A 16,451-nucleotide genomic window follows, 5' to 3' on the forward strand; every position below is an offset into this window, starting at 1 on the left:
TCCCAAACTGCCCGTTATCTACTGGAAAAAGGATACCTTCCCCCCGTAGCTTTCCAACCCTATATATTCCATGGGCCAGGCACCCTTCGCGTCCGAACGCTTGACCTTCATACGCTAAAAAGCAAGCATATGCCAACCCCCTTGCGCACCCCCGTGGGCGAACTCCTCTACCGAGCCAAATACGGAAACCTTCCCTTTCCAGATCTACACGGTTTGATCCACCTTCTTGCCTCCACTCTGGCCTACCAAATACGTAGAGTGAACGCCTCTTACGAAGCCATCGTTCCAGCTCCTCCTAGCATAAAGCGTTCCCACCAACCTGTTCTTCTTCTAGCCGAAGCCCTTGGCAATTTCCTAGGCCTACCTGTAAAGCACGTACTGCACAAGGAAGACGGTGTGCCCGTTAAGAATATCCCCAATGAACTTCGTGCCCATGAGCTAGAAAAACGCATCCACCTTCAGAAAGGGGCGGTCCTTCCGAAGAGGATTCTTCTCTTGGACGACATCGTAGGTACGGGATCCACCCTCGAGGCCTGCCAAAATAGGCTCCTATCTGCTGGAGCTGACGCCATAGAGGCCTGGGCGCTGACCATAGCGCCCTCACAGGACCCTTCTGATACCATGAAGGCATGGCTATCTCCTTGAAAAAGGTTCTCCCTGGAAGCCCAGGGTACCCCTCACGCCTAGAAGATTCGCTGAAGGGGACCCTAGCCAAACCCCCTTCCCTGTACTTTCTCGGACGGGAGGACTTGGCCAACCCAACTAAAGCTTTGGCCATTCTCGGCTCTCGCCACGCCTTAGAAGAAGCCCTCCATTTAGCTCGCGAAGCGGCCGAGTACTTTGCTAAAGCCTCCTATACGGTAATAACGGGCCTGGCTCGGGGTGTGGACTGGGAAGCCACATTGGGCGCTTTGGAAAGGGGTTACGCCATAGGTGTGGTCCCCTTTGGCCTCAAGAGTCCCGACGCCACTCGGCTGTTGCGGAAACTTGGACAATACCTATCAGAACGCCTTCTTCTCCTGTCCGAACTGGAACCCTATCTACCTTGGCGGGCGCACCACGCCATGAGGCGTAACCGCCTTGTAGTGGGTTTGGCGGATGCGGTTTTAATCATTCAAACGGGGCCCAAAGCCCAGGAAGTAGACGGTCGTCCACGGCAAAGCGGCACTTGGGATGCGGCAGAAAAAGCCCACGCAATGGGCCGACCCGTCTTCGTTCTGGACCTCCCCATTGAGGGAAATCAGGCCCTTAAACGTAGCCTTCCAGCGATTCCTATCCCCCCGGGAAAAGAAGGGTTTGAGTTCATTGAGGCCACGTTGGGTCCAGCTGTTCCTAACGCAGACGAGAAAAAAATCGTCTATCAACCCCGCCTTTTGTAAACAGCCCCCCTTGGGCAACAGGAGGGCTTAACAGGCCAAGTACTTTTCCTCCTTTCTACCCGGTAAACTAGCCTACATGGTCCTGGTCCTGGACTTCGGCTCCCAGTACACCCGCCTCATCGCCAGGAGGCTCAGGGAACTCAGGGTCTTCTCCTTGATCCTGCCGGGGACGGCAAGCCTTCAAGAGGTCCTCCGGCACAAGCCCCAGGCCCTCATCCTCTCAGGCGGTCCCAAAAGCGTCTTTGACCCCCAAGCCCCCCGGCCCGACCCCCAGGTGCTGGCCCTGGGCCTCCCCACCTTGGGCATCTGCTACGGGATGCAGCTTTTGGCCCAGGAGCTAGGGGGCAAGGTGGAGCGCTCCGGGCGGGCAGAGTATGGCAAGGCCCTCCTCACCCGCTTCCAGGGCCCCCTCTTCAGGGGCCTCGAGGGGGAGGTGCAGGTCTGGATGAGCCACCAAGACGCCGTCACCGAGCTTCCCCCAGGCTGGCGGGTGGCGGCCGAAACCGAGGAGAACCCGGTGGCGGCCATGGAGGCCCCTGACGGCAAGACCTTCGCCGTCCAGTTCCACCCCGAGGTGGCCCACACCCCAAAAGGCATGCAGATACTGGAAAACTTCCTGGAGATCGCCGGGGTATCCCGGGACTGGACCCCAGAGCACATCCTAGAGGACCTGATCCAGGAAGTGCGGGCCAAGGTGGGAAGGGATCGGGTCCTCCTGGCGGTCTCCGGTGGGGTGGATTCCAGCACCCTAGCCCTCCTCCTGGCCAGGGCCGGGGTGGACCATCTGGCGGTCTTCGTGGACCACGGCCTCCTGCGCCTGGGGGAAAGGGAGGAGGTAGAGGGGGCCTTAAGGGCCTTAGGGGTGAACCTGCGGGTGGTGGACGCCAAGGAACGCTTCTTCGAGGCCCTAAAGGGGGTGGAGGACCCCGAGGAAAAGCGCAAGGTTATCGGCCGGGAGTTCGTGGAGGTCTTCTCCCAGGTGGCCCGGGAGACGGGGCCCTTTCGCTTCCTGGCCCAAGGCACCCTTTACCCCGACGTGATTGAGTCCGCGGGCGAGGCGGGGGCCGCCAAAATCAAAAGCCACCACAATGTGGGCGGGCTCCCCGAGGACCTGCAGTTTGAACTCCTGGAACCTTTCCGCCTTCTCTTCAAGGACGAGGTGCGGGAGCTGGCCCTGCTCCTGGGCCTCCCTGACCCCATCCGCCTGCGCCACCCCTTCCCGGGGCCGGGGCTAGCGGTGCGCATCCTGGGGGAGGTCACGGAGGAAAAGCTGGCCATCCTGCGCCAGGCTGACGATATCTTCATAAGCCTTCTCAAGGAGTGGGGGCTGTACGGAAGCGTGGCCCAGGCCCTGGCGGTCCTTACCCCGGTGCGGAGCGTGGGGGTGGCGGGGGATGAAAGGAAGTACGGCTACGTCCTGGCCCTAAGGGCCGTGACCACCGAGGACTTCATGACCGCGGACTGGGCCCGCCTTCCCCTGGACTTTCTGGACCAGGTGGCCCGGCGCATCACCCGCAGGGTCCCGGAGATTGGCCGGGTGGTCTACGACCTCACCAGTAAGCCCCCGGCCACCATTGAATGGGAGTGATAGAGGAGGCGGCCAGGGCCTTTTGGACCTGGGAAGCCACCCCTTTTGGCCCAAGCCCAGGTGGGCCTCCCAGGATGGGGGCCCAGGCGGGGTTGCCCTACGGCCACCCTGGGGCTATCCTGAAAGGGAAAGGAGGCCAAGATGCCCACCTTTATAGTGCTCAGCACCCTTACCGATGACGGCGCCGAGACCCTGGTGAAAAACCCCGAGCGGGTCAAGGAGGTCAACCAGGAGCTGGAGCGGGACTTCGGGGTCAAGGTGGTGGCCCAGTACGCCGTCCTTGGGCCCTATGACTTCGTGAACATCGTGGAGGCGGAGGATGCCCTGGCCGTGGCCCGGGCCATGCTCCACCTCTCGGCCCGGGGGAGCGTGCGGACCACCACCCTCGAGGCCATCCCCGTGGGCGAACTCATCGCCAAGCTCAAGTAGTGGAGGTCCTGGAAACCGCGGTCTACGCCGAGGATTTGGAGGAGGCCCGGGCCTTCTACGAGGGGGTCCTAGGCCTTCCCTGCTTCCAGTACCAGCCCCCGCGCCACGCCTTCTTCCGGGCGGGTAGGGGGGTCTTTCTGGTCTTCAACCCCCACCAGACGGAGAAGGAGGAAAACCTTCCCCCCCACGGGGCCAAGGGTAGCGTCCACGTGGCCTTCAAGGTGGCGGAGGAGGAGCTTCCCTCTTGGGCCAAGAGGCTGGAGGAGGCGGGCTTTCCCGTGTGGTGGGCCGAGTGGCCCCGGGGGAAAAGCCTCTACACCCGCGACCCCGCTGGGAACCTGGTGGAGCTCGCCCCGGCTGCCATCTGGGGCCTAGAATAGGGGCATGGCCACCCGGTACCGCCTTTTCCCCGACGCTGAACCCCAACCCGACCGGCAAAACCCCCCACTGGAACCGTACGGCGAGGGCCTACCCGAGCCCCAGGACGTCCTCCCCATAGAGGTGGCCGACGCCAGCCTGGACCACGGCCGGAGGAAGCCAGCCCTCCTTGGGCAAGCGGGCATTCCGGAGGTCTGGGGCGTGCACCTTGTGGAGGGGGCCCTGGAGGTCCACCCCTACCCCAAGGGGGACCAGGGCCGCCCAAAGGAGCGGGTCTTCCCCGGCGAGGCCAAAGCCCCCTTGGCCCATCCCGACCGCCCCATCCCCTGCCGGTGAAACGGGTGGAGCTTTACACCGATGGCGCCTGCCTGGGAAACCCCGGCCCCGGTGGGTGGGCGGCCCTTTTGCGCTATGGGAGGCACGAACGCCTGCTCTCTGGGGGTGAGGCCTGCACCACCAACAACCGCATGGAGCTCACCGCCCTGCTGGAAGGCCTAAGGGCCCTGAAGGAGCCCTGCGAGGTGCACCTGTTCTCGGACAGCCAGTACCTGGTGAAGGCCCTTACGGAGTGGCTACCTAGATGGCAAGGGAAAGGCTTCCGCGGGGTGAAAAACCAGGACCTCTGGGAGGCCATCGGGGAAGAGTTGAAGCGGCACCAGGTGGTGCCCCACTGGGTGCGGGGGCATAACGGCCACCCGGAGAACGAACGGGTGGACCGGGAGGCCAGGCGACAGGCCCAGGCCCAAAAGGCGCAGACCCCAAGCCCTTGCCCGCCCCCTGAGACTACGCTTTTTCCCGATTAGGCAAGAAAACGTTATAGTAAGGCCATGGGTCCCGAAGCCCGCCTGGAGAGCAAGCTCCGCCCAGAGGAACGGGAAGGCTCTGCCTTCAAGGCCAACAAGGACGCCTGGGTGGCCTTGGTGCGGGAGTTCAAGGAAAGCCTGGAGAAGGTGCGCCAAGGGGGTGGGCCCAAGGCCGTGGAGCGCCAGCACAAGAAGGGCCGCCTCACCGCCCGCGAGCGCATCGCCAGGCTTCTGGACCCGGGAACGGAGTTCTACGAGCTCATGGCCTTCGCCGGGTGGGGGATGTACGAGGAATGGGGCGGGGCCCCGGCAGGAGGGGTCATCACCGGCATTGGCAAGATCCAGGGCCAGGACTGGATGATCATCGCCAACGACGCCACGGTAAAAGCCGGGGCCTTCTTCCCCATCACCGCCAAGAAGGTGATCCGGGCCCAGACCATCGCCCTGGAAAACCGCATCCCCACCCTGTACCTGGTGGACTCCGCCGGGGTCTTCCTGCCCCTCCAGGACGAGGTTTTCCCGGACCAGGACGACTTCGGCCGCATCTTCTACCTCAACGCCCGCATGTCCGCCCTGGGCATCCCCCAGATCTCCGCCATCATGGGCAACTGCGTGGCCGGGGGGGCCTACCTTCCCGTCATGACCGATGTCCTCATCATGACCGAGGGAAGCGGGCTCTACTTGGCGGGGCCTGCCCTGGTGAAAGCGGCCATCGGCCAGGAGGTGACCAGCGAGGAGCTGGGCGGGGCCCGCATGCACTTTGAGGTCTCCGGGACCGTGGACTTTTACGAACCCCACGACGAGGCCGCCCTGGAAAGGATCCGCCAGCTGATCGCCCTCTACCCACCCCCCCGGCTCGCCCCCTGGGCGGAAGGGCGCAAGGAGCCACGGGAACCCCTTTACCCCGCGGAGGACCTCTACGGCCTCATCGCCCCCGACGGCAGCCGCCCCTATGACCTCCGGGAGGTGATCGCCCGCTTGGTGGACGGCTCCGAGTTTCTGGAGTACAAGGGAGGGTACGGGGAGACCCTGGTCACCGGCTTTGCCCGCATCGGGGGGTTTCCCGTGGGCATCGTGGGCAACCAGCGCCTCATCCTGAAGAAGAAGGGGCGGATTGAGGTGGGGGGGGTGATCTACGCGGAAGCCGCGGACAAGGCGGCCCGGTTTATCCTCGAGGTCAACCAAATGAACATCCCCCTCCTCTTCCTCCAGGACGTAACCGGCTTCATGGTGGGCAAGGAGTCCGAGCAAGCCGGCATCATCCGCCGGGGGGCCAAGCTGGTGAACGCGGTGAGCAACTCCGTGGTGCCCAAGATCACCCTAATCCTGGGGGGCTCCTTCGGGGCGGGGAACTACGCCCTGGCGGGCAAGGCCTACGCCCCTAGGTTCATCTTTGCCTGGCCTAGCGCCAAGTACGCGGTGATGGGCGGGGCCCAGGCGGCCAAGACCCTTTTGGAGCTGGAGGTGGAAAAGCTTAAGCGGGAAGGGAAGGAACCCTCTGATGAGGAACTCCAGGAGCTTTACCAGCGCATCAAGGGCCGCTACGAGGAGACCCTAGACCCCCGCTACGCCGCTGCCCGGCTTTGGGTGGACGGGATCCTCCTCCCCCACGAAACCCGCAAGTGGCTTATCCGAGCCCTCGAGGCCTGTGCCCTCAACCCCGAGCGGGAGCCCTTGCGCATCGGGGTCTTCCAGGTGTAACGACATGGCCCAGGTCCTCCGTTACGTGGAATGCCCCCGGGATGCCTGGCAAGGCTTCCGCCGCTTCATCCCCACGGAGGAGAAGGTGGCCTTTTTGCACCAGCTCCTGGCAGCGGGCTTCCGCCACCTTGACCTCACCAGCTTCGTCTCCCCCAAGTGGGTGCCCCAGATGGCGGATGCCGAGGAGGTCTTGGCCGCCTTGCCCCCACCCCAGGGCCGCACCTACCTGGCCATCGTGGCCAACGAGAAGGGCCTGGAAAGGGCCCTTACGGCCCCCAACCTCACGGCCATCGGCTACCCCTTTTCTCTTTCGGAAACCTTCCAGCTAAAGAACACCAACCGTTCCCGGGAGGAATCCTGGCCCCTGGTGAAGGCCATGGTGGAGGCCACGGAGGGCAGGCTTGGCCTGGTGGTCTACCTCTCCATGGCCTTCGGCAACCCCTATGGGGACCCGTGGAGCGTGGAAGCGGTCCTTGAGGATATCGCCAGGCTACGGGAGCTTGGGGTCAGGGAGATCGCCTTGGCGGACACCTACGGGATAGCGGAAGCCAGTCGCATCGGGGAGGTCTTGGAAAAGGCGGTGGCCCGCTTTGGCCCTGAAGGCCTGGGGGCCCACCTCCATTCCCGGCCCGAAGGGGTCTTGGAAAAGGTGGAGGCGGTGCTGGGAGCCGGGGTCCTCTGGCTGGAGGGGGCCCTGGCGGGGGTGGGGGGGTGCCCTTTCGCCGGGGATGAGCTCGTGGGCAACCTGCCCACGGAAAAGGTCGTCCCCTACTTGGAGGGCAAGGGCTACGCCACCGGGATAGACCTTGGGGCTCTTCCCCAGCTTGCGGGGGAGGCCGCCAGGCTTAAGCTCCTCTACGGTTAGGCCGCCCTTTGCAAGTAGATGCCGGGGTCCGTGGGGTTGGCGATGGCGTTCACCCGCCGGATGAGCTCCTCAGGCGGAAGCTCCCAAAGGGCGGTGAGCTCCGCCGGGGAGACCACGGCCTCGTAGAACTTCTTGGCCCCTAGGCGCAGCAAAAGGCCCACCAGCTCCGAAAGGGCCTCCTCCCCGCCCGGGAAGGCCGGGCCGAAGGCATCGGGGGTGAGGAGGTCCTTCTTGCCCCCGTGGACGAGGAGGGCATAGCGGGCCTGGTGCCGGCGGTCCTGCCAGTCGGTGATGAGGTAGACCTTGGCCTCAGGGATCCGCACGCCTTTCAGGGCCTCCTTGAGGGCCTCGAGGGTCAGGTTGGGAGAACCGCGCAGGCCGATGCGTTCCATGGGAACATCTTACGGCCAACCCTCGAGGACAAGGGTCCTTACATGAGCTTGCGGGCGTAGATGACCTGGCCGGCATGGTGCTGGGCGTGCTCCACCAGGTGGTGGAGGATATGGGCCCTGGGGGCCATCAGGCCCTGGGCACCCACGGGAACCTCCTGGGAAAGCTCCTCTTCCCGTAGACTCCGGAAAGCGGAATCCAGCCTTGCCCAAGCCTCCCGGAAGCGGGCCTCCACCACCCCCTTGGGCTCAGGCTCCCCCTGGAGCTCCCACTCCCTTCCCCTTTGAGCCCAATCGGGAAGCTCCTGGGGGAAGGCATAGCTGAAAAGCCGCAAGGAGCTTCCCGTGATGTGCCGTACCAGGCCCCCAATGGGGTTCAGCCCCTCCTTGGGCCGCCACCAAAAGCCTTCCTCGCCCAGGTCAAAGGCCCAGCGCTCCAGGTGGCGCTCCACCTCCTTAAGCCCCTTGATCCAGGCGGACACTGCCGGGGGAACCCCGGGCACCAAAGGCTCCAGGAAAGGCGCAAGGTTAGCCATGAGAAGAGCGTACACTAACCCTTATGGACACGTTGGGCCTTCTTCTCCTTTTGGTTCTGGTCCTCCTCCTAGCCTCCGGGATGCGGCCCCCCCTAACCCAGGCCCGTTGCCCCCGCTGCCACCTGCCCAAGGCCCTGGCGGAGGAGGTGGCCCGGCACCGGCGCTACTGCCCCCAGGTGGCCGTGCGGGCCTGCCCCTTTGACCCCAGGAGGGGCGTCTGGCGCCTGCGGCGATGAACCCGGTGGAGGTACACTGGCAGGGCCTCGAGGCGGACCTGGCCGACTACCTGACCAAAAAGGGGATCACCCCCTCTTGCCGGGCCGGGTGCTCTGCCTGCTGCTGGGGCCTTGTAACCCTTTCCCGCCTGGAAGGGGAGGCCCTTCTCCCCCACCTCAGCCAGGCCCAAAGGTCCAGGCTCCTGGAGGAAGGCCCCAAGCGGCTTGCCCTCCTGAGGGAAGGCAAGGACGACCCCCGCTTTCCGAGCCGTTACTTCCTCTCCCGCACCCCCTGCCCCTTGCTGGAAGAGGGCCTCTGCGGGGTCTATCCCTGGCGTCCGCTCGCCTGCCGGGGGCTTCTCACCCAGGGTGACCCCAGGCTTTGCCAGCCCGAGGCGGGCCGGCAGCAGGGCCACTTCCTCCCCGCTCCCTGGCGCATGGCCCGCCTACGCCTGGAGGCGGTCTGGGAGGAGGAAAAAAGGCGGTACGGTTTCCTGGTCCTAGGGGAGCTGGCCACCCTTTTGTACCTGCTTCTTTCCGGGTTCCCCCAGGAAAGGGAGGAGGCGGAAGCCCTCTTAGAGGAACTGGGGATCCTGGGGGGATGGTGGGGGTTTCAGGTGACGTAAAAGCGGCCCGCAGGCCGCCTTTGGCGGAGGGGGCGGGATTCGAACCCGCGAGGCCCCTTACGGGGCCTACCGGTTTTCGAGACCGGCCCGTTCAACCGCTCCGGCACCCCTCCCTGAGCCGGGCAAAGAAACCCTTTAGGAGCTTAGCACACTCCCCTTCCAAAACGCCACCCCTTAAGCCCTCCCCCTGGCCATAGCGGGTTAGGGCCCCCTCCTTTAGGTTTTCCACCCCATAGACCACCTCCACCCCCGCTTCCCGGAGGGCATGGTGGCACATGCGGCAGGGCTCCAGGGTCACATAAAGCCTTCCCCCACGCGCCTCCTGGCCCAGCTCCCGGAGAAGGAGCATCTCCGCATGGGCCGTGGGGTCCCCCGTGGCCTCCACCCGGTTGTGGGCCTTATGGACCCTTTCCCCCACCACCAAGACCGCCCCCACGGGCACCTCGCCCTCCTGGTAGGCCCTTTTGGCCTCTTCCAGGGCCAAGGCCATATACCGCTCCTCCTCTGAAGGCGGATGGAGGCCCAGGACCTCCACCACCTCCTTCCCTTCGGCCCGTACCGGCCAAAGGGCCTTAAGCTCCTTGGGCACCCCTTTTTCCGCCAGGAAGTCCACTAGGCGCTTCCGCCCATAGGGCATGGCCAGGTAGTCCCCGGGCTCGGGCCGGCGGAAGCCTGGGGGTAGGGGAAGGCTGGGCTTGGGAGGGATGAGGAAAAGGGTGCCCCCCTTGCGCCTGGCGGTATACCCGCCAGGCAGGGTGGCCACCCCACCCTCCAAAGCCTCCTGCAAAAGGGCGATGAGCCGGGCCTCGGGGCGGAGGTCCAAGGCCTCCAAAAGGAAGCGCAAAGCCCTTTGCCTCAGAACCGCGGGAGCCCCTAAAAGGGGCACCACCCGATAGGCGGGAACGAAAAAACGGGTATCGGGCAGAAGGCGAGCCCGGGCCTCCCTTTCCAGGTACTTGTCCTCCTCCTCGCGCACCAAGGCGAAGCGGGAAAGGGCCTCCCGGGCCTTGGGAAACCGCTCCAGAAGGAGGGGGAAAACCCGGAGCCTAAGGTAGTTTCGGTCCAAAGAAAGGTCCTGGTTGCTGGGGTCCTCCCGCCAGGCTTCCCCCAGTTCCCGCAAGAAACCCCTGAGCTCCTCCCGGCGGAAGGCCAGGAGGGGCCGCACCACCAGCCCTTCCTTTTCCCGGATGCCAAGGCCCCGGGCCGTGCCCTGGAGGAGCTTTAAAAGCACCGTTTCCGCCTGGTCGTCCAGGGTGTGGGCGGTGAGGATGGCCTTGGCCCTCACCCCCTTGGCCACCCGATGGAGGAAGGCGTAGCGGATCTCCCGGGCCACCGCCTCCAGGTTCTCCCCCCGGGCCTGGGCCACCTTGGCTACCTCCACCCGCTCGCCATAGAAGGGAAAACCAAGCCTTGCCGCAAGGGCCTTCACGAAGGCCAGGTCCTCCCCGCTTTCCGGGCGAAGGGCGTGGTCCAGATGGGCCACCACCGCCCTTCGCCCCGCCCGCCTCACCAGGTGGGCCAAGGCCACGGAATCCCCACCCCCCGAAACCGCCAGCACCAAAGGGTCCTTGGGCGCAAGCCGGGCCAGGTGTTCCCGGAAGGCCTCCTCCAACCCTTGGGCCACCTCCTCAGGCAAGCCTGGCCACCTCCGCCTTCAAGGTGGAAAGGCAGCAACGCCCCCTGGGGTTGCGCTGGTCGCAGGCGCAGCGCTTGGCCCTAACCCCAGCCTCCACCTCCGCCACCGGGTCCTGTCCTTGGCGCAAGGCCTGCAAGGCCCTCTCCCGGGTCCAGTCAAAGCAGTAGCAGATAAGGGGGGCACCCTTGTCGTAGATGGGGAAACGCACCTCCGCCAAGGTGCAAACCCCCTCCTCCCCGTAGTAGACCACCGGGCAGGCGGGGTCTTGGCAGAGATGGTGGGGGCTATTGGGGTCCAGGCGGGAAAGGGCCTCACCGGTGAGGAAGTTTTTCACCGTTTTAAGGGGCACCTCGAGGCCCACCCTTCCGTTTTGCGGGCATACCATACCTCCACTTTACCCCCGGTATCCTGAGGGCATGAAGCTCCGCTTCCGGGAAAACGGACCCTACGTGTTGGACCTGCCCGAGGGAACCCCTTTCCGGCTCAACGGGGAAGAAAGGCGCCTGGAGAAGGCCAAACTGGCCCTTTGCCGCTGCGGCCAGTCCGGAAACAAGCCCTTCTGCGACGGAACCCACAAGGAAGTGGGGTTCCAAGGGGAGGCAGGGGAGATCCTGGTGGAGCCCTAAGCGAGACAAGGTCTGCCCAGGCCCCCGAGAGGGTTTTGGAAGCCCTTCCGCAACTCCCGGCGCCAGGGGGTAAACTCGGGGCATGTGGTGGAAGGAAACCGTTATCTACCAGATTTACCCAAGGAGCTTCCAAGACTCCAACCATGACGGCATCGGGGACCTCGAGGGCATCCGGAGAAGACTTCCCTACCTCAAGGACCTGGGGGTGGGGGCCATCTGGCTCTCCCCCTTTTACAAAAGCCCCATGAAGGACTTCGGCTACGACGTGGCCGATTACTGCGACGTGGACCCCATCTTCGGCACCCTCCAGGACTTTGACCGCCTCCTACAGGAGGCCCACGCCCTGGGGCTTAGGGTCCTCATTGACCTGGTTCCCAACCACACCTCGGACCAGCACCCCTGGTTTTTGGAATCCCGTAGCTCCAAGGACAACCCCAAGCGGGACTGGTACGTCTGGAAGGATCCGGGGCCGGATGGAGGCCCGCCCAACAACTGGCAGAGCTTCTTCGGGGGACCCGCCTGGACCCTGGACGAAAGGACAGGCCAGTATTACCTGCACCAGTTTCTTCCCGAACAACCCGACCTCAACTGGCGTAACCCTGCGGTGCGGGAAGCCATCTACGAGGCCATGCGCTTCTGGCTAAGGAGGGGGGTGGATGGCTTCCGGGTGGACGTGCTCTGGCTTTTGGCGGAAGACCCCCTTTTCCGGGACGAACCCGGCAACCCGGATTGGCGTCCCGGCATGTGGGACCGGGGCCGGCACCTCCACCTTTTCACCGAGGACCAGCCGGAAACCTACGCCTACGTGCGGGAGATGCGCTATGTGCTGGACGAGTTCAGCCAGCCCGGAAGGGAGAGGGTCATGGTGGGGGAAATCTACCTTCCTTATCCCCAGCTGGTGCGCTACTACCAAGCGGGGTGCCACCTTCCCTTCAACTTTCACCTCATCTTCCGGGGCCTCCCCGACTGGCGGCCCGAGAACATAGCCCGCCTCGTGGAGGAGTACGAAAGCCTCCTCACCCCCTGGGACTGGCCCAACTGGGTCTTGGGCAACCACGACCAGCCCCGGCTGGCCTCGAGGCTCGGAGAGGCCCAGGCCCGGGTAGCGGCCATGCTCCTCTTCACCCTGCGGGGCACCCCCACCTGGTACTACGGGGACGAGCTGGCCCTGCCCAACGGGGAAATCCCCCCAGAAAAGGTTCAAGACCCTGCCGCCTTAAGGCAGAAGGGGCGCTTGGGCGAACACGGTCTACCCCCAGGCCGCGACCCCGAGCGCACCCCCATGCCCTGGGACACCTCCCCCTATGCCGGCTTCTCCACGGTGGAGCCTTGGCTTCCCCTGAACCCCGACTGGCCGGTGCGGAACGTGGCGGTCCAGGAACAAGACCCCCGGTCCATGCTCCAGCTGGTGAAGCGCCTTATAGCCCTGCGCCGGGATGAAAGCTTCCTCTACGGCCCTTACCGCACCTACCGGGCAGGGGGCGGAATCCTCGCCTACCTGCGGGGGGAGGCCTTCTTGACGGCCCTTAACTTTTCGGACCGGGAAAAGATGCTGGAGTTGCCCCAAAGAGGCCTGGTGGTTCTCTCCACCCACCTGGACCGGGAGGAACCCACCCCCACCTCCCTGCGCCTGCGGCCCCACGAGGGGGTGGTGGTGCGTCTAAGCTGAAGGGGATGCGGGAGGATCCCTTTAGGCACCTGGCTGAGGCCTACGAGGCCTGGTACGAGACCCCTTTGGGGGCCTTCGCCATCGCCGAGGAGGAAAGGGCCCTGAAAAACCTGCTTCCCCCTGGGGAGAGCCTCCTGGAGGTGGGGGCGGGAACCGGCTACTGGCTTAAGCGCCTCCCGTACCCCAAGAGGGTGGGGCTTGAGCCCTCTTCGGCCATGCTCCAGGTGGGGAGGGCCAGGGTACCCGAGGTGGAATGGATCCCAGGCCGGGGGGAGGCCCTGCCCTTCCCCGAGAAGGGCTTTGACGTGGTCCTCCTCTTCACCGTGCTGGAGTTCGTGGAGGATGTGGAGAGGGTTCTTGCCGAGGCGAGAAGGGTCCTAAAGGATGGGGGGAGCCTGGTGGTGGGGATCCTCGAGGCCCTCTCCCCTTGGGCGGCCCTTTACCGGAGGCTGGGGGAAAGAGGGGTCTTGCCCTGGCAAGGGGCCCGCTTCCTGAGCCGGGAGGACCTGGAGGCCCTTCTAGGCCCCCCTCTCCAGGCCGAGGAGGTCCTTTTCCTGGCCCCCGAGGCCCAACCCCCCTTTCCTGAGGCAGACCAGGCAGGCCGGCGGGCGGGAAACCGCGGCGCCCTATACTTGGGGAGATGGCGGTAAAGGTCCTTTTCGCCCTCTACCCCCTCCTGCAGGGGGACTACCGGGCGGTGGAAAAGGCCCTCCTGGCCCTGGATGGAAGCCCGGTGGCCCACCGGGTCTTCCCCACCCACACGGAACTCTTGGGGGAGGAAGAGGCCGTATTCCAAGCCCTCAAGGCCGCCTTCCTGGCCGCGGGAGAGGAAGGGGCCACGGTGATGTGGGCCCTTTTCACCAACGCCTGCGAGGCCCAGGACCCTTTTCGCAGACCCGAGCGGCTAAAGCGCTTCCCCCCCTTGGAGATAGCCAGGAAAGCCCTAGAGGACCTGGATGCCAGGAGCGTCCTGGACATCGGCACGGGCACCGGGGTTTTCGCGGAGGCCTTCACCCGCCTGGGCCTATTTACCGTGGGGATAGACCCGCGCTCCGACCGCCTCGAGGTGGCCCGGGCCAAGGTGAAGGAAGCCCACTTTCTGGAAGCCCGCGGGGAAGATCTCCCATTCCCCAACCAGAGCTTTGACCTGGCCTTTTTCGGTCTAAGCCTCCATCATTTGGACCCCATCCCCGCCCTCAGGGAAGCCGCCCGGGTAGCCCGGCGGGTGGCGGTCCTGGAGTGGCCCTTCCGCCAGGAGGAGGAAGGTCCCCCTCTGGCAAACCGGTTTTCCCCAGAGCGTCTCCAAACCCTTCTGCAAACGGCCCTGGGAAATCCCCCAAGGCTCATCCTGGAGGAGGGCTACACCCTGGCCCTTGGGGAAAGGCCCCTTGCGGGGGCCTGAGGGAAGAGGGTAAGCTGGAAGAAGCCCTCGAGGCCAGGAGGTGAGGTATGGCACGCCGGATCCTTTTCTTGGTAGGGGATTTCGTGGAGGACTATGAGGTCATGGTGCCCTTCCAGGCCCTGAAGATGCTGGGCTTTGAGGTGCACGCCGTCTGCCCGGGCAAGCGCTCGGGCCAGCGGATTCGCACCGCGGTGCACGACTTTGAGGGGGACCAGACCTATTCGGAAAAGCCCGGCCACAACTTCACCCTGAACCACACCTTTGACGAGGTGGACCCTGCCCAGTACCACGCCCTGGTGGTCCCCGGGGGGCGGGCCCCGGAGTACATCCGCCGGGAGCCCCGGGTATTGGAGATCGTCCGCCACTTCTTTGAGGCCAACAAACCCGTGGCCGCCATCTGCCACGGGCTTCAGGTGCTCACCGCCGCCGGGGTCATGCAGGGGCGCAGGGCCACCGCCTACCCTGCGGTGGGGCCAGAGCTCACCCTGGCGGGGGCCGAGTACGTGGAAGTACCGGTGGACCAGGCCGTGGTGGACGGGAACCTGGTGACTGCCCCCGCCTGGCCGGCCCACCCCGTGTGGCTGGCCCGGTTTTTGGAGGTCCTGGGGGTGCGGGTAGAAGGGGTGTAACACCACCTGGGCTTCGCCAGGAGGGGGCCCCGGTAGGGTCCTTCTTCCGGCCTGACGGGGAAAAGACCCCGGGTGGCGCTAACCGACGTAGAAAACCTAGGGCCAGGCCCTTTAGGCCTGGCCCCTTTTGGTGCCGGGGGCGGGACTCGAACCCGCACGTCCTTGCGGACAGCAGATTTTGAGTCTGCCGCGTCTACCGGTTCCGCCACCCCGGCGCGCGCACCCTAAGGATAAAGCCCAAGAGGAAAAGCGTCAACGCCACCCCTACCGCCCAGTCCCCGTAGCGCACGTAGAAGGTCCTTCCCCCATTAAGGCCATAGGGGGCCAAAAGGTAGCCTTCCCGATGGGGGGGAATCTGGGCCACCACCCGGCCATAGGGATCCATGCTGGCGGTGATGCCGTCATTGCCCGCCCTTAGGAGCCAGCGCCCTGTCTCCACCGCCCTAAGCCGCCCTAAGGCGAAGTGCTGCCGCCCCCCAAAGGAAGGCCCATACCAGGCGTCATTGGTAAGGAGAACCAATACCCTGGCCCCTTGGGAAACCAGGGTGCGGGCCACGGAAGGAAACACCGACTCGTAGCAGACCATGGCCCCGTAGGGGCCGATGGGGGCGAGCCGCTCTCCAGGCGTCCGGTCCCCTAGCTCCCCCAGGCCAAAGGTGCGGAAGAAGAGGCTATACACCCCCCCCAAAACCCCTCGGAAGGGAAAGCGCTCCCCAAAGGGCACCAGGCGCACCTTGTCGTAGTGGCCCAGCACCCTTCCTTCCCAGTAGAGGACCGCCCGGTTGGGGCCGTAGAGGTTGAGCCCCGTGAGGAGGTAGCGGCCCTGCAGAAGGGCATCCGTGCCCTCTGGGATTTGCCAAACCGCGGTCTCCGGCCAGACCACCAGCCGGGCCTCTGGGTGCTTCGCCAAGCCCTCCTGGGTCAGGCGGAGGTATACCTCATCCCCCAGCTCTCCTTGGACCTTGACCAAGGGATTGACGTTGCCCTGGACCAAAAGGGCCTGCTCCTCACCCCTCACCGGGGGTAAAGGAGATACCCAGAGGGCCGCCCAGGGTAAGACAAGCCAGTAACGACCTTCCCTAAAACCCCAGGCGAAGAGCAGAACCAGGAGGGAGAGAAGGTAAACCCCGCCCCAAGCGGCTAGCACCCGCCCCGGGGCCTCCACCAGGCTGTAACCCAGGAAACCCCAGGGGAAGGCCAGCTCACCTTGCTCTGTGAGCCACTCCAACAGCACCCACCCCCCCACCCGGGCCAGGGGCGTAGGGGTGAGGGCAAAGAGAAGCCCAAAGGAAAAGGCCTTAAGAAGCACCAGAGGGAAAAAGGGGACCACCCCGAAGGGGCCAAAGAGCTGGGCGAAGCTTTGGGGAAGCCAGATGAGGTGGAGGCCCCAAAACCCGAGGCCCATGAGGAAGCCCGTACGGAAGCCACCCCGGAGGAGAAAGGCCAGGACGATGGGGGCAAGAACACCCAAAGGGAAGGGAGGCAGGGTGAGGGCCAGGAGAAGGCCTAAGAAGAAGGGCCGCACCCCCTTAACATAAGGGGTAAGTACCCGGTTTTTCACAGGCCTTTCCCAAGGTTCA

Annotated in this window: 21 protein-coding genes and 2 tRNA genes; 16 read left to right on the forward strand and 7 right to left on the reverse strand. The window is 65.0% G+C overall.

The genetic code is table 11. From position 1 onward, the window contains the following. Window positions 1-141 precede the first annotated feature (141 nt). From L0D16_RS02500 to L0D16_RS02540, 9 genes are all read left to right on the forward strand, one after another. Window positions 142-645, forward strand: coding sequence for a ComF family protein (locus L0D16_RS02500; protein ID WP_243029795.1), 504 nt, complete (start codon window positions 142-144; stop codon window positions 643-645). Next, window positions 630-1,379, forward strand: a complete 750-nt coding sequence (locus L0D16_RS02505) for a DNA-processing protein DprA (protein WP_243029797.1) — start codon at window positions 630-632, stop codon at window positions 1,377-1,379. Before L0D16_RS02500 ends, L0D16_RS02505 begins: the two co-directional genes overlap by 16 nt. 76 nt (window positions 1,380-1,455) lie before the next feature. Continuing rightward, entirely contained in the window at window positions 1,456-2,967 is a 1,512-nt protein-coding gene (gene guaA / locus L0D16_RS02510; protein ID WP_243029799.1) for a glutamine-hydrolyzing GMP synthase, read from the forward strand. Window positions 2,968-3,108: 141 nt separating this feature from the next. Beyond that, window positions 3,109-3,396 carry a glutamine synthetase/cystathionine beta-lyase binding protein gene (locus L0D16_RS02515; protein ID WP_243029800.1) on the forward strand — a complete coding sequence of 96 codons (288 nt, stop codon included), beginning with the start codon at window positions 3,109-3,111 and terminating at the stop codon, window positions 3,394-3,396. Then, a complete protein-coding gene (locus L0D16_RS02520) occupies window positions 3,396-3,776 on the forward strand; it encodes a VOC family protein (protein ID WP_243029802.1) in 381 nt (126 codons plus the stop codon). Before L0D16_RS02515 ends, L0D16_RS02520 begins: the two co-directional genes overlap by 1 nt. A gap of 4 nt (window positions 3,777-3,780) precedes the next feature. Then, window positions 3,781-4,110: a Uma2 family endonuclease gene (locus tag L0D16_RS02525; RefSeq protein ID WP_243029804.1), complete on the forward strand. Its 330-nt coding sequence runs from the start codon at window positions 3,781-3,783 to the stop codon at window positions 4,108-4,110. After that, window positions 4,107-4,577, forward strand: coding sequence for a ribonuclease HI (gene rnhA / locus L0D16_RS02530; protein WP_243029806.1), 471 nt, complete (start codon window positions 4,107-4,109; stop codon window positions 4,575-4,577). The genes L0D16_RS02525 and rnhA overlap by 4 nt, the downstream gene beginning before the upstream one ends. Window positions 4,578-4,601: 24 nt before the next feature. Further along, complete coding sequence (locus tag L0D16_RS02535; RefSeq protein WP_243029807.1) at window positions 4,602-6,278, forward strand: acyl-CoA carboxylase subunit beta; 1,677 nt, start codon at window positions 4,602-4,604, stop codon at window positions 6,276-6,278. Window positions 6,279-6,282: 4 nt separating this feature from the next. Further along, entirely contained in the window at window positions 6,283-7,143 is an 861-nt protein-coding gene (locus L0D16_RS02540; RefSeq protein ID WP_243029808.1) for a hydroxymethylglutaryl-CoA lyase, read from the forward strand. On the opposite strand, the gene L0D16_RS02545 is transcribed toward L0D16_RS02540, so the two are convergent. Together L0D16_RS02545 and L0D16_RS02550 are read right to left on the reverse strand one after the other, a co-directional pair. Continuing rightward, the gene (locus tag L0D16_RS02545; RefSeq protein WP_243029809.1) at window positions 7,140-7,535 is read right to left on the reverse strand and encodes a DUF3197 domain-containing protein; all 396 of its coding nucleotides are present in this window, start codon (window positions 7,533-7,535) and stop codon (window positions 7,140-7,142) included. The genes L0D16_RS02540 and L0D16_RS02545 overlap by 4 nt on opposite strands. Window positions 7,536-7,573: 38 nt before the next feature. Beyond that, window positions 7,574-8,068 (reverse strand): DinB family protein, encoded by a 495-nt coding sequence (locus L0D16_RS02550; RefSeq protein ID WP_243029810.1) that lies wholly within the window; start codon window positions 8,066-8,068, stop codon window positions 7,574-7,576. Between the two features lie 23 nt (window positions 8,069-8,091). Here L0D16_RS02550 and L0D16_RS02555 point away from each other — a divergent pair, with 23 nt between their 5' ends. Then, window positions 8,092-8,304 carry a hypothetical protein gene (locus L0D16_RS02555; protein ID WP_243029811.1) on the forward strand — a complete coding sequence of 71 codons (213 nt, stop codon included), beginning with the start codon at window positions 8,092-8,094 and terminating at the stop codon, window positions 8,302-8,304. After that, a complete protein-coding gene (locus L0D16_RS02560; protein ID WP_243029813.1) occupies window positions 8,301-8,909 on the forward strand; it encodes a YkgJ family cysteine cluster protein in 609 nt (202 codons plus the stop codon). Before L0D16_RS02555 ends, L0D16_RS02560 begins: the two co-directional genes overlap by 4 nt. Before the next feature lie 21 nt (window positions 8,910-8,930). On the opposite strand, the gene L0D16_RS02565 is transcribed toward L0D16_RS02560, so the two are convergent. The 3 genes from L0D16_RS02565 to L0D16_RS02575 all read right to left on the reverse strand — a co-directional run bounded on the left by L0D16_RS02565 (window position 8,931) and on the right by L0D16_RS02575 (window position 10,930). After that, window positions 8,931-9,022, reverse strand: a tRNA-Ser gene (locus L0D16_RS02565). Then, complete coding sequence (gene tilS / locus L0D16_RS02570) at window positions 9,001-10,545, reverse strand: tRNA lysidine(34) synthetase TilS (RefSeq protein ID WP_423247853.1); 1,545 nt, start codon at window positions 10,543-10,545, stop codon at window positions 9,001-9,003. Before tilS ends, L0D16_RS02565 begins: the two co-directional genes overlap by 22 nt. Next, on the reverse strand, window positions 10,538-10,930 hold the full coding sequence (locus tag L0D16_RS02575; RefSeq protein ID WP_243029815.1) for a hypothetical protein: 393 nt from the start codon (window positions 10,928-10,930) through the stop codon (window positions 10,538-10,540). The genes tilS and L0D16_RS02575 overlap by 8 nt, the downstream gene beginning before the upstream one ends. Before the next feature lie 31 nt (window positions 10,931-10,961). Between L0D16_RS02575 and L0D16_RS02580 the strand changes: the two genes are divergently transcribed. From L0D16_RS02580 to L0D16_RS02600, 5 genes are all read left to right on the forward strand, one after another. Beyond that, complete coding sequence (locus L0D16_RS02580) at window positions 10,962-11,171, forward strand: CDGSH iron-sulfur domain-containing protein (protein WP_243029816.1); 210 nt, start codon at window positions 10,962-10,964, stop codon at window positions 11,169-11,171. An 82-nt stretch (window positions 11,172-11,253) separates the two neighbouring features. Then, window positions 11,254-12,840 carry an alpha-amylase family glycosyl hydrolase gene (locus L0D16_RS02585; RefSeq protein ID WP_243029818.1) on the forward strand — a complete coding sequence of 529 codons (1,587 nt, stop codon included), beginning with the start codon at window positions 11,254-11,256 and terminating at the stop codon, window positions 12,838-12,840. 5 nt (window positions 12,841-12,845) lie between these two features. Further along, complete coding sequence (locus L0D16_RS02590; protein WP_243029820.1) at window positions 12,846-13,490, forward strand: class I SAM-dependent methyltransferase; 645 nt, start codon at window positions 12,846-12,848, stop codon at window positions 13,488-13,490. After that, window positions 13,481-14,242 (forward strand): methyltransferase domain-containing protein, encoded by a 762-nt coding sequence (locus tag L0D16_RS02595; RefSeq protein ID WP_243029821.1) that lies wholly within the window; start codon window positions 13,481-13,483, stop codon window positions 14,240-14,242. The genes L0D16_RS02590 and L0D16_RS02595 overlap by 10 nt, the downstream gene beginning before the upstream one ends. A 47-nt stretch (window positions 14,243-14,289) precedes the next feature. Next, window positions 14,290-14,871, forward strand: coding sequence for a DJ-1/PfpI family protein (locus L0D16_RS02600; protein ID WP_243029823.1), 582 nt, complete (start codon window positions 14,290-14,292; stop codon window positions 14,869-14,871). Window positions 14,872-14,999: 128 nt separating this feature from the next. Here the strand turns inward: L0D16_RS02600 and L0D16_RS02605 are convergent. Further along, window positions 15,000-15,086: transfer RNA gene (locus tag L0D16_RS02605), tRNA-Leu, on the reverse strand. Beyond that, window positions 15,065-16,396 carry an apolipoprotein N-acyltransferase gene (gene lnt / locus L0D16_RS02610; protein WP_243029825.1) on the reverse strand — a complete coding sequence of 444 codons (1,332 nt, stop codon included), beginning with the start codon at window positions 16,394-16,396 and terminating at the stop codon, window positions 15,065-15,067. The genes L0D16_RS02605 and lnt overlap by 22 nt, the downstream gene beginning before the upstream one ends. Window positions 16,397-16,451: the final 55 nt, after the last annotated feature.

This window comes from Thermus altitudinis (assembly GCF_022760835.1).
Classification (GTDB): Bacteria; Deinococcota; Deinococci; order Deinococcales; family Thermaceae; genus Thermus; species Thermus altitudinis.

Coding starts and splice junctions, on each gene's coding strand:
- L0D16_RS02505 (WP_243029797.1), top strand. CDS start 630: ATGGCTATCTCCTTGAAAAAGGTTCTCCCTGGAAGCCCAGGGTACCCC.
- guaA (WP_243029799.1), top strand. CDS start 1,456: ATGGTCCTGGTCCTGGACTTCGGCTCCCAGTACACCCGCCTCATCGCC.
- L0D16_RS02515 (WP_243029800.1), top strand. CDS start 3,109: ATGCCCACCTTTATAGTGCTCAGCACCCTTACCGATGACGGCGCCGAG.
- L0D16_RS02525 (WP_243029804.1), top strand. CDS start 3,781: ATGGCCACCCGGTACCGCCTTTTCCCCGACGCTGAACCCCAACCCGAC.
- L0D16_RS02535 (WP_243029807.1), top strand. CDS start 4,602: ATGGGTCCCGAAGCCCGCCTGGAGAGCAAGCTCCGCCCAGAGGAACGG.
- L0D16_RS02540 (WP_243029808.1), top strand. CDS start 6,283: ATGGCCCAGGTCCTCCGTTACGTGGAATGCCCCCGGGATGCCTGGCAA.
- L0D16_RS02545 (WP_243029809.1), bottom strand. CDS start 7,535: ATGGAACGCATCGGCCTGCGCGGTTCTCCCAACCTGACCCTCGAGGCC.
- L0D16_RS02550 (WP_243029810.1), bottom strand. CDS start 8,068: ATGGCTAACCTTGCGCCTTTCCTGGAGCCTTTGGTGCCCGGGGTTCCC.
- L0D16_RS02555 (WP_243029811.1), top strand. CDS start 8,092: ATGGACACGTTGGGCCTTCTTCTCCTTTTGGTTCTGGTCCTCCTCCTA.
- L0D16_RS02560 (WP_243029813.1), top strand. CDS start 8,301: ATGAACCCGGTGGAGGTACACTGGCAGGGCCTCGAGGCGGACCTGGCC.
- L0D16_RS02575 (WP_243029815.1), bottom strand. CDS start 10,930: ATGGTATGCCCGCAAAACGGAAGGGTGGGCCTCGAGGTGCCCCTTAAA.
- L0D16_RS02580 (WP_243029816.1), top strand. CDS start 10,962: ATGAAGCTCCGCTTCCGGGAAAACGGACCCTACGTGTTGGACCTGCCC.
- L0D16_RS02585 (WP_243029818.1), top strand. CDS start 11,254: ATGTGGTGGAAGGAAACCGTTATCTACCAGATTTACCCAAGGAGCTTC.
- L0D16_RS02590 (WP_243029820.1), top strand. CDS start 12,846: ATGCGGGAGGATCCCTTTAGGCACCTGGCTGAGGCCTACGAGGCCTGG.
- L0D16_RS02595 (WP_243029821.1), top strand. CDS start 13,481: ATGGCGGTAAAGGTCCTTTTCGCCCTCTACCCCCTCCTGCAGGGGGAC.
- L0D16_RS02600 (WP_243029823.1), top strand. CDS start 14,290: ATGGCACGCCGGATCCTTTTCTTGGTAGGGGATTTCGTGGAGGACTAT.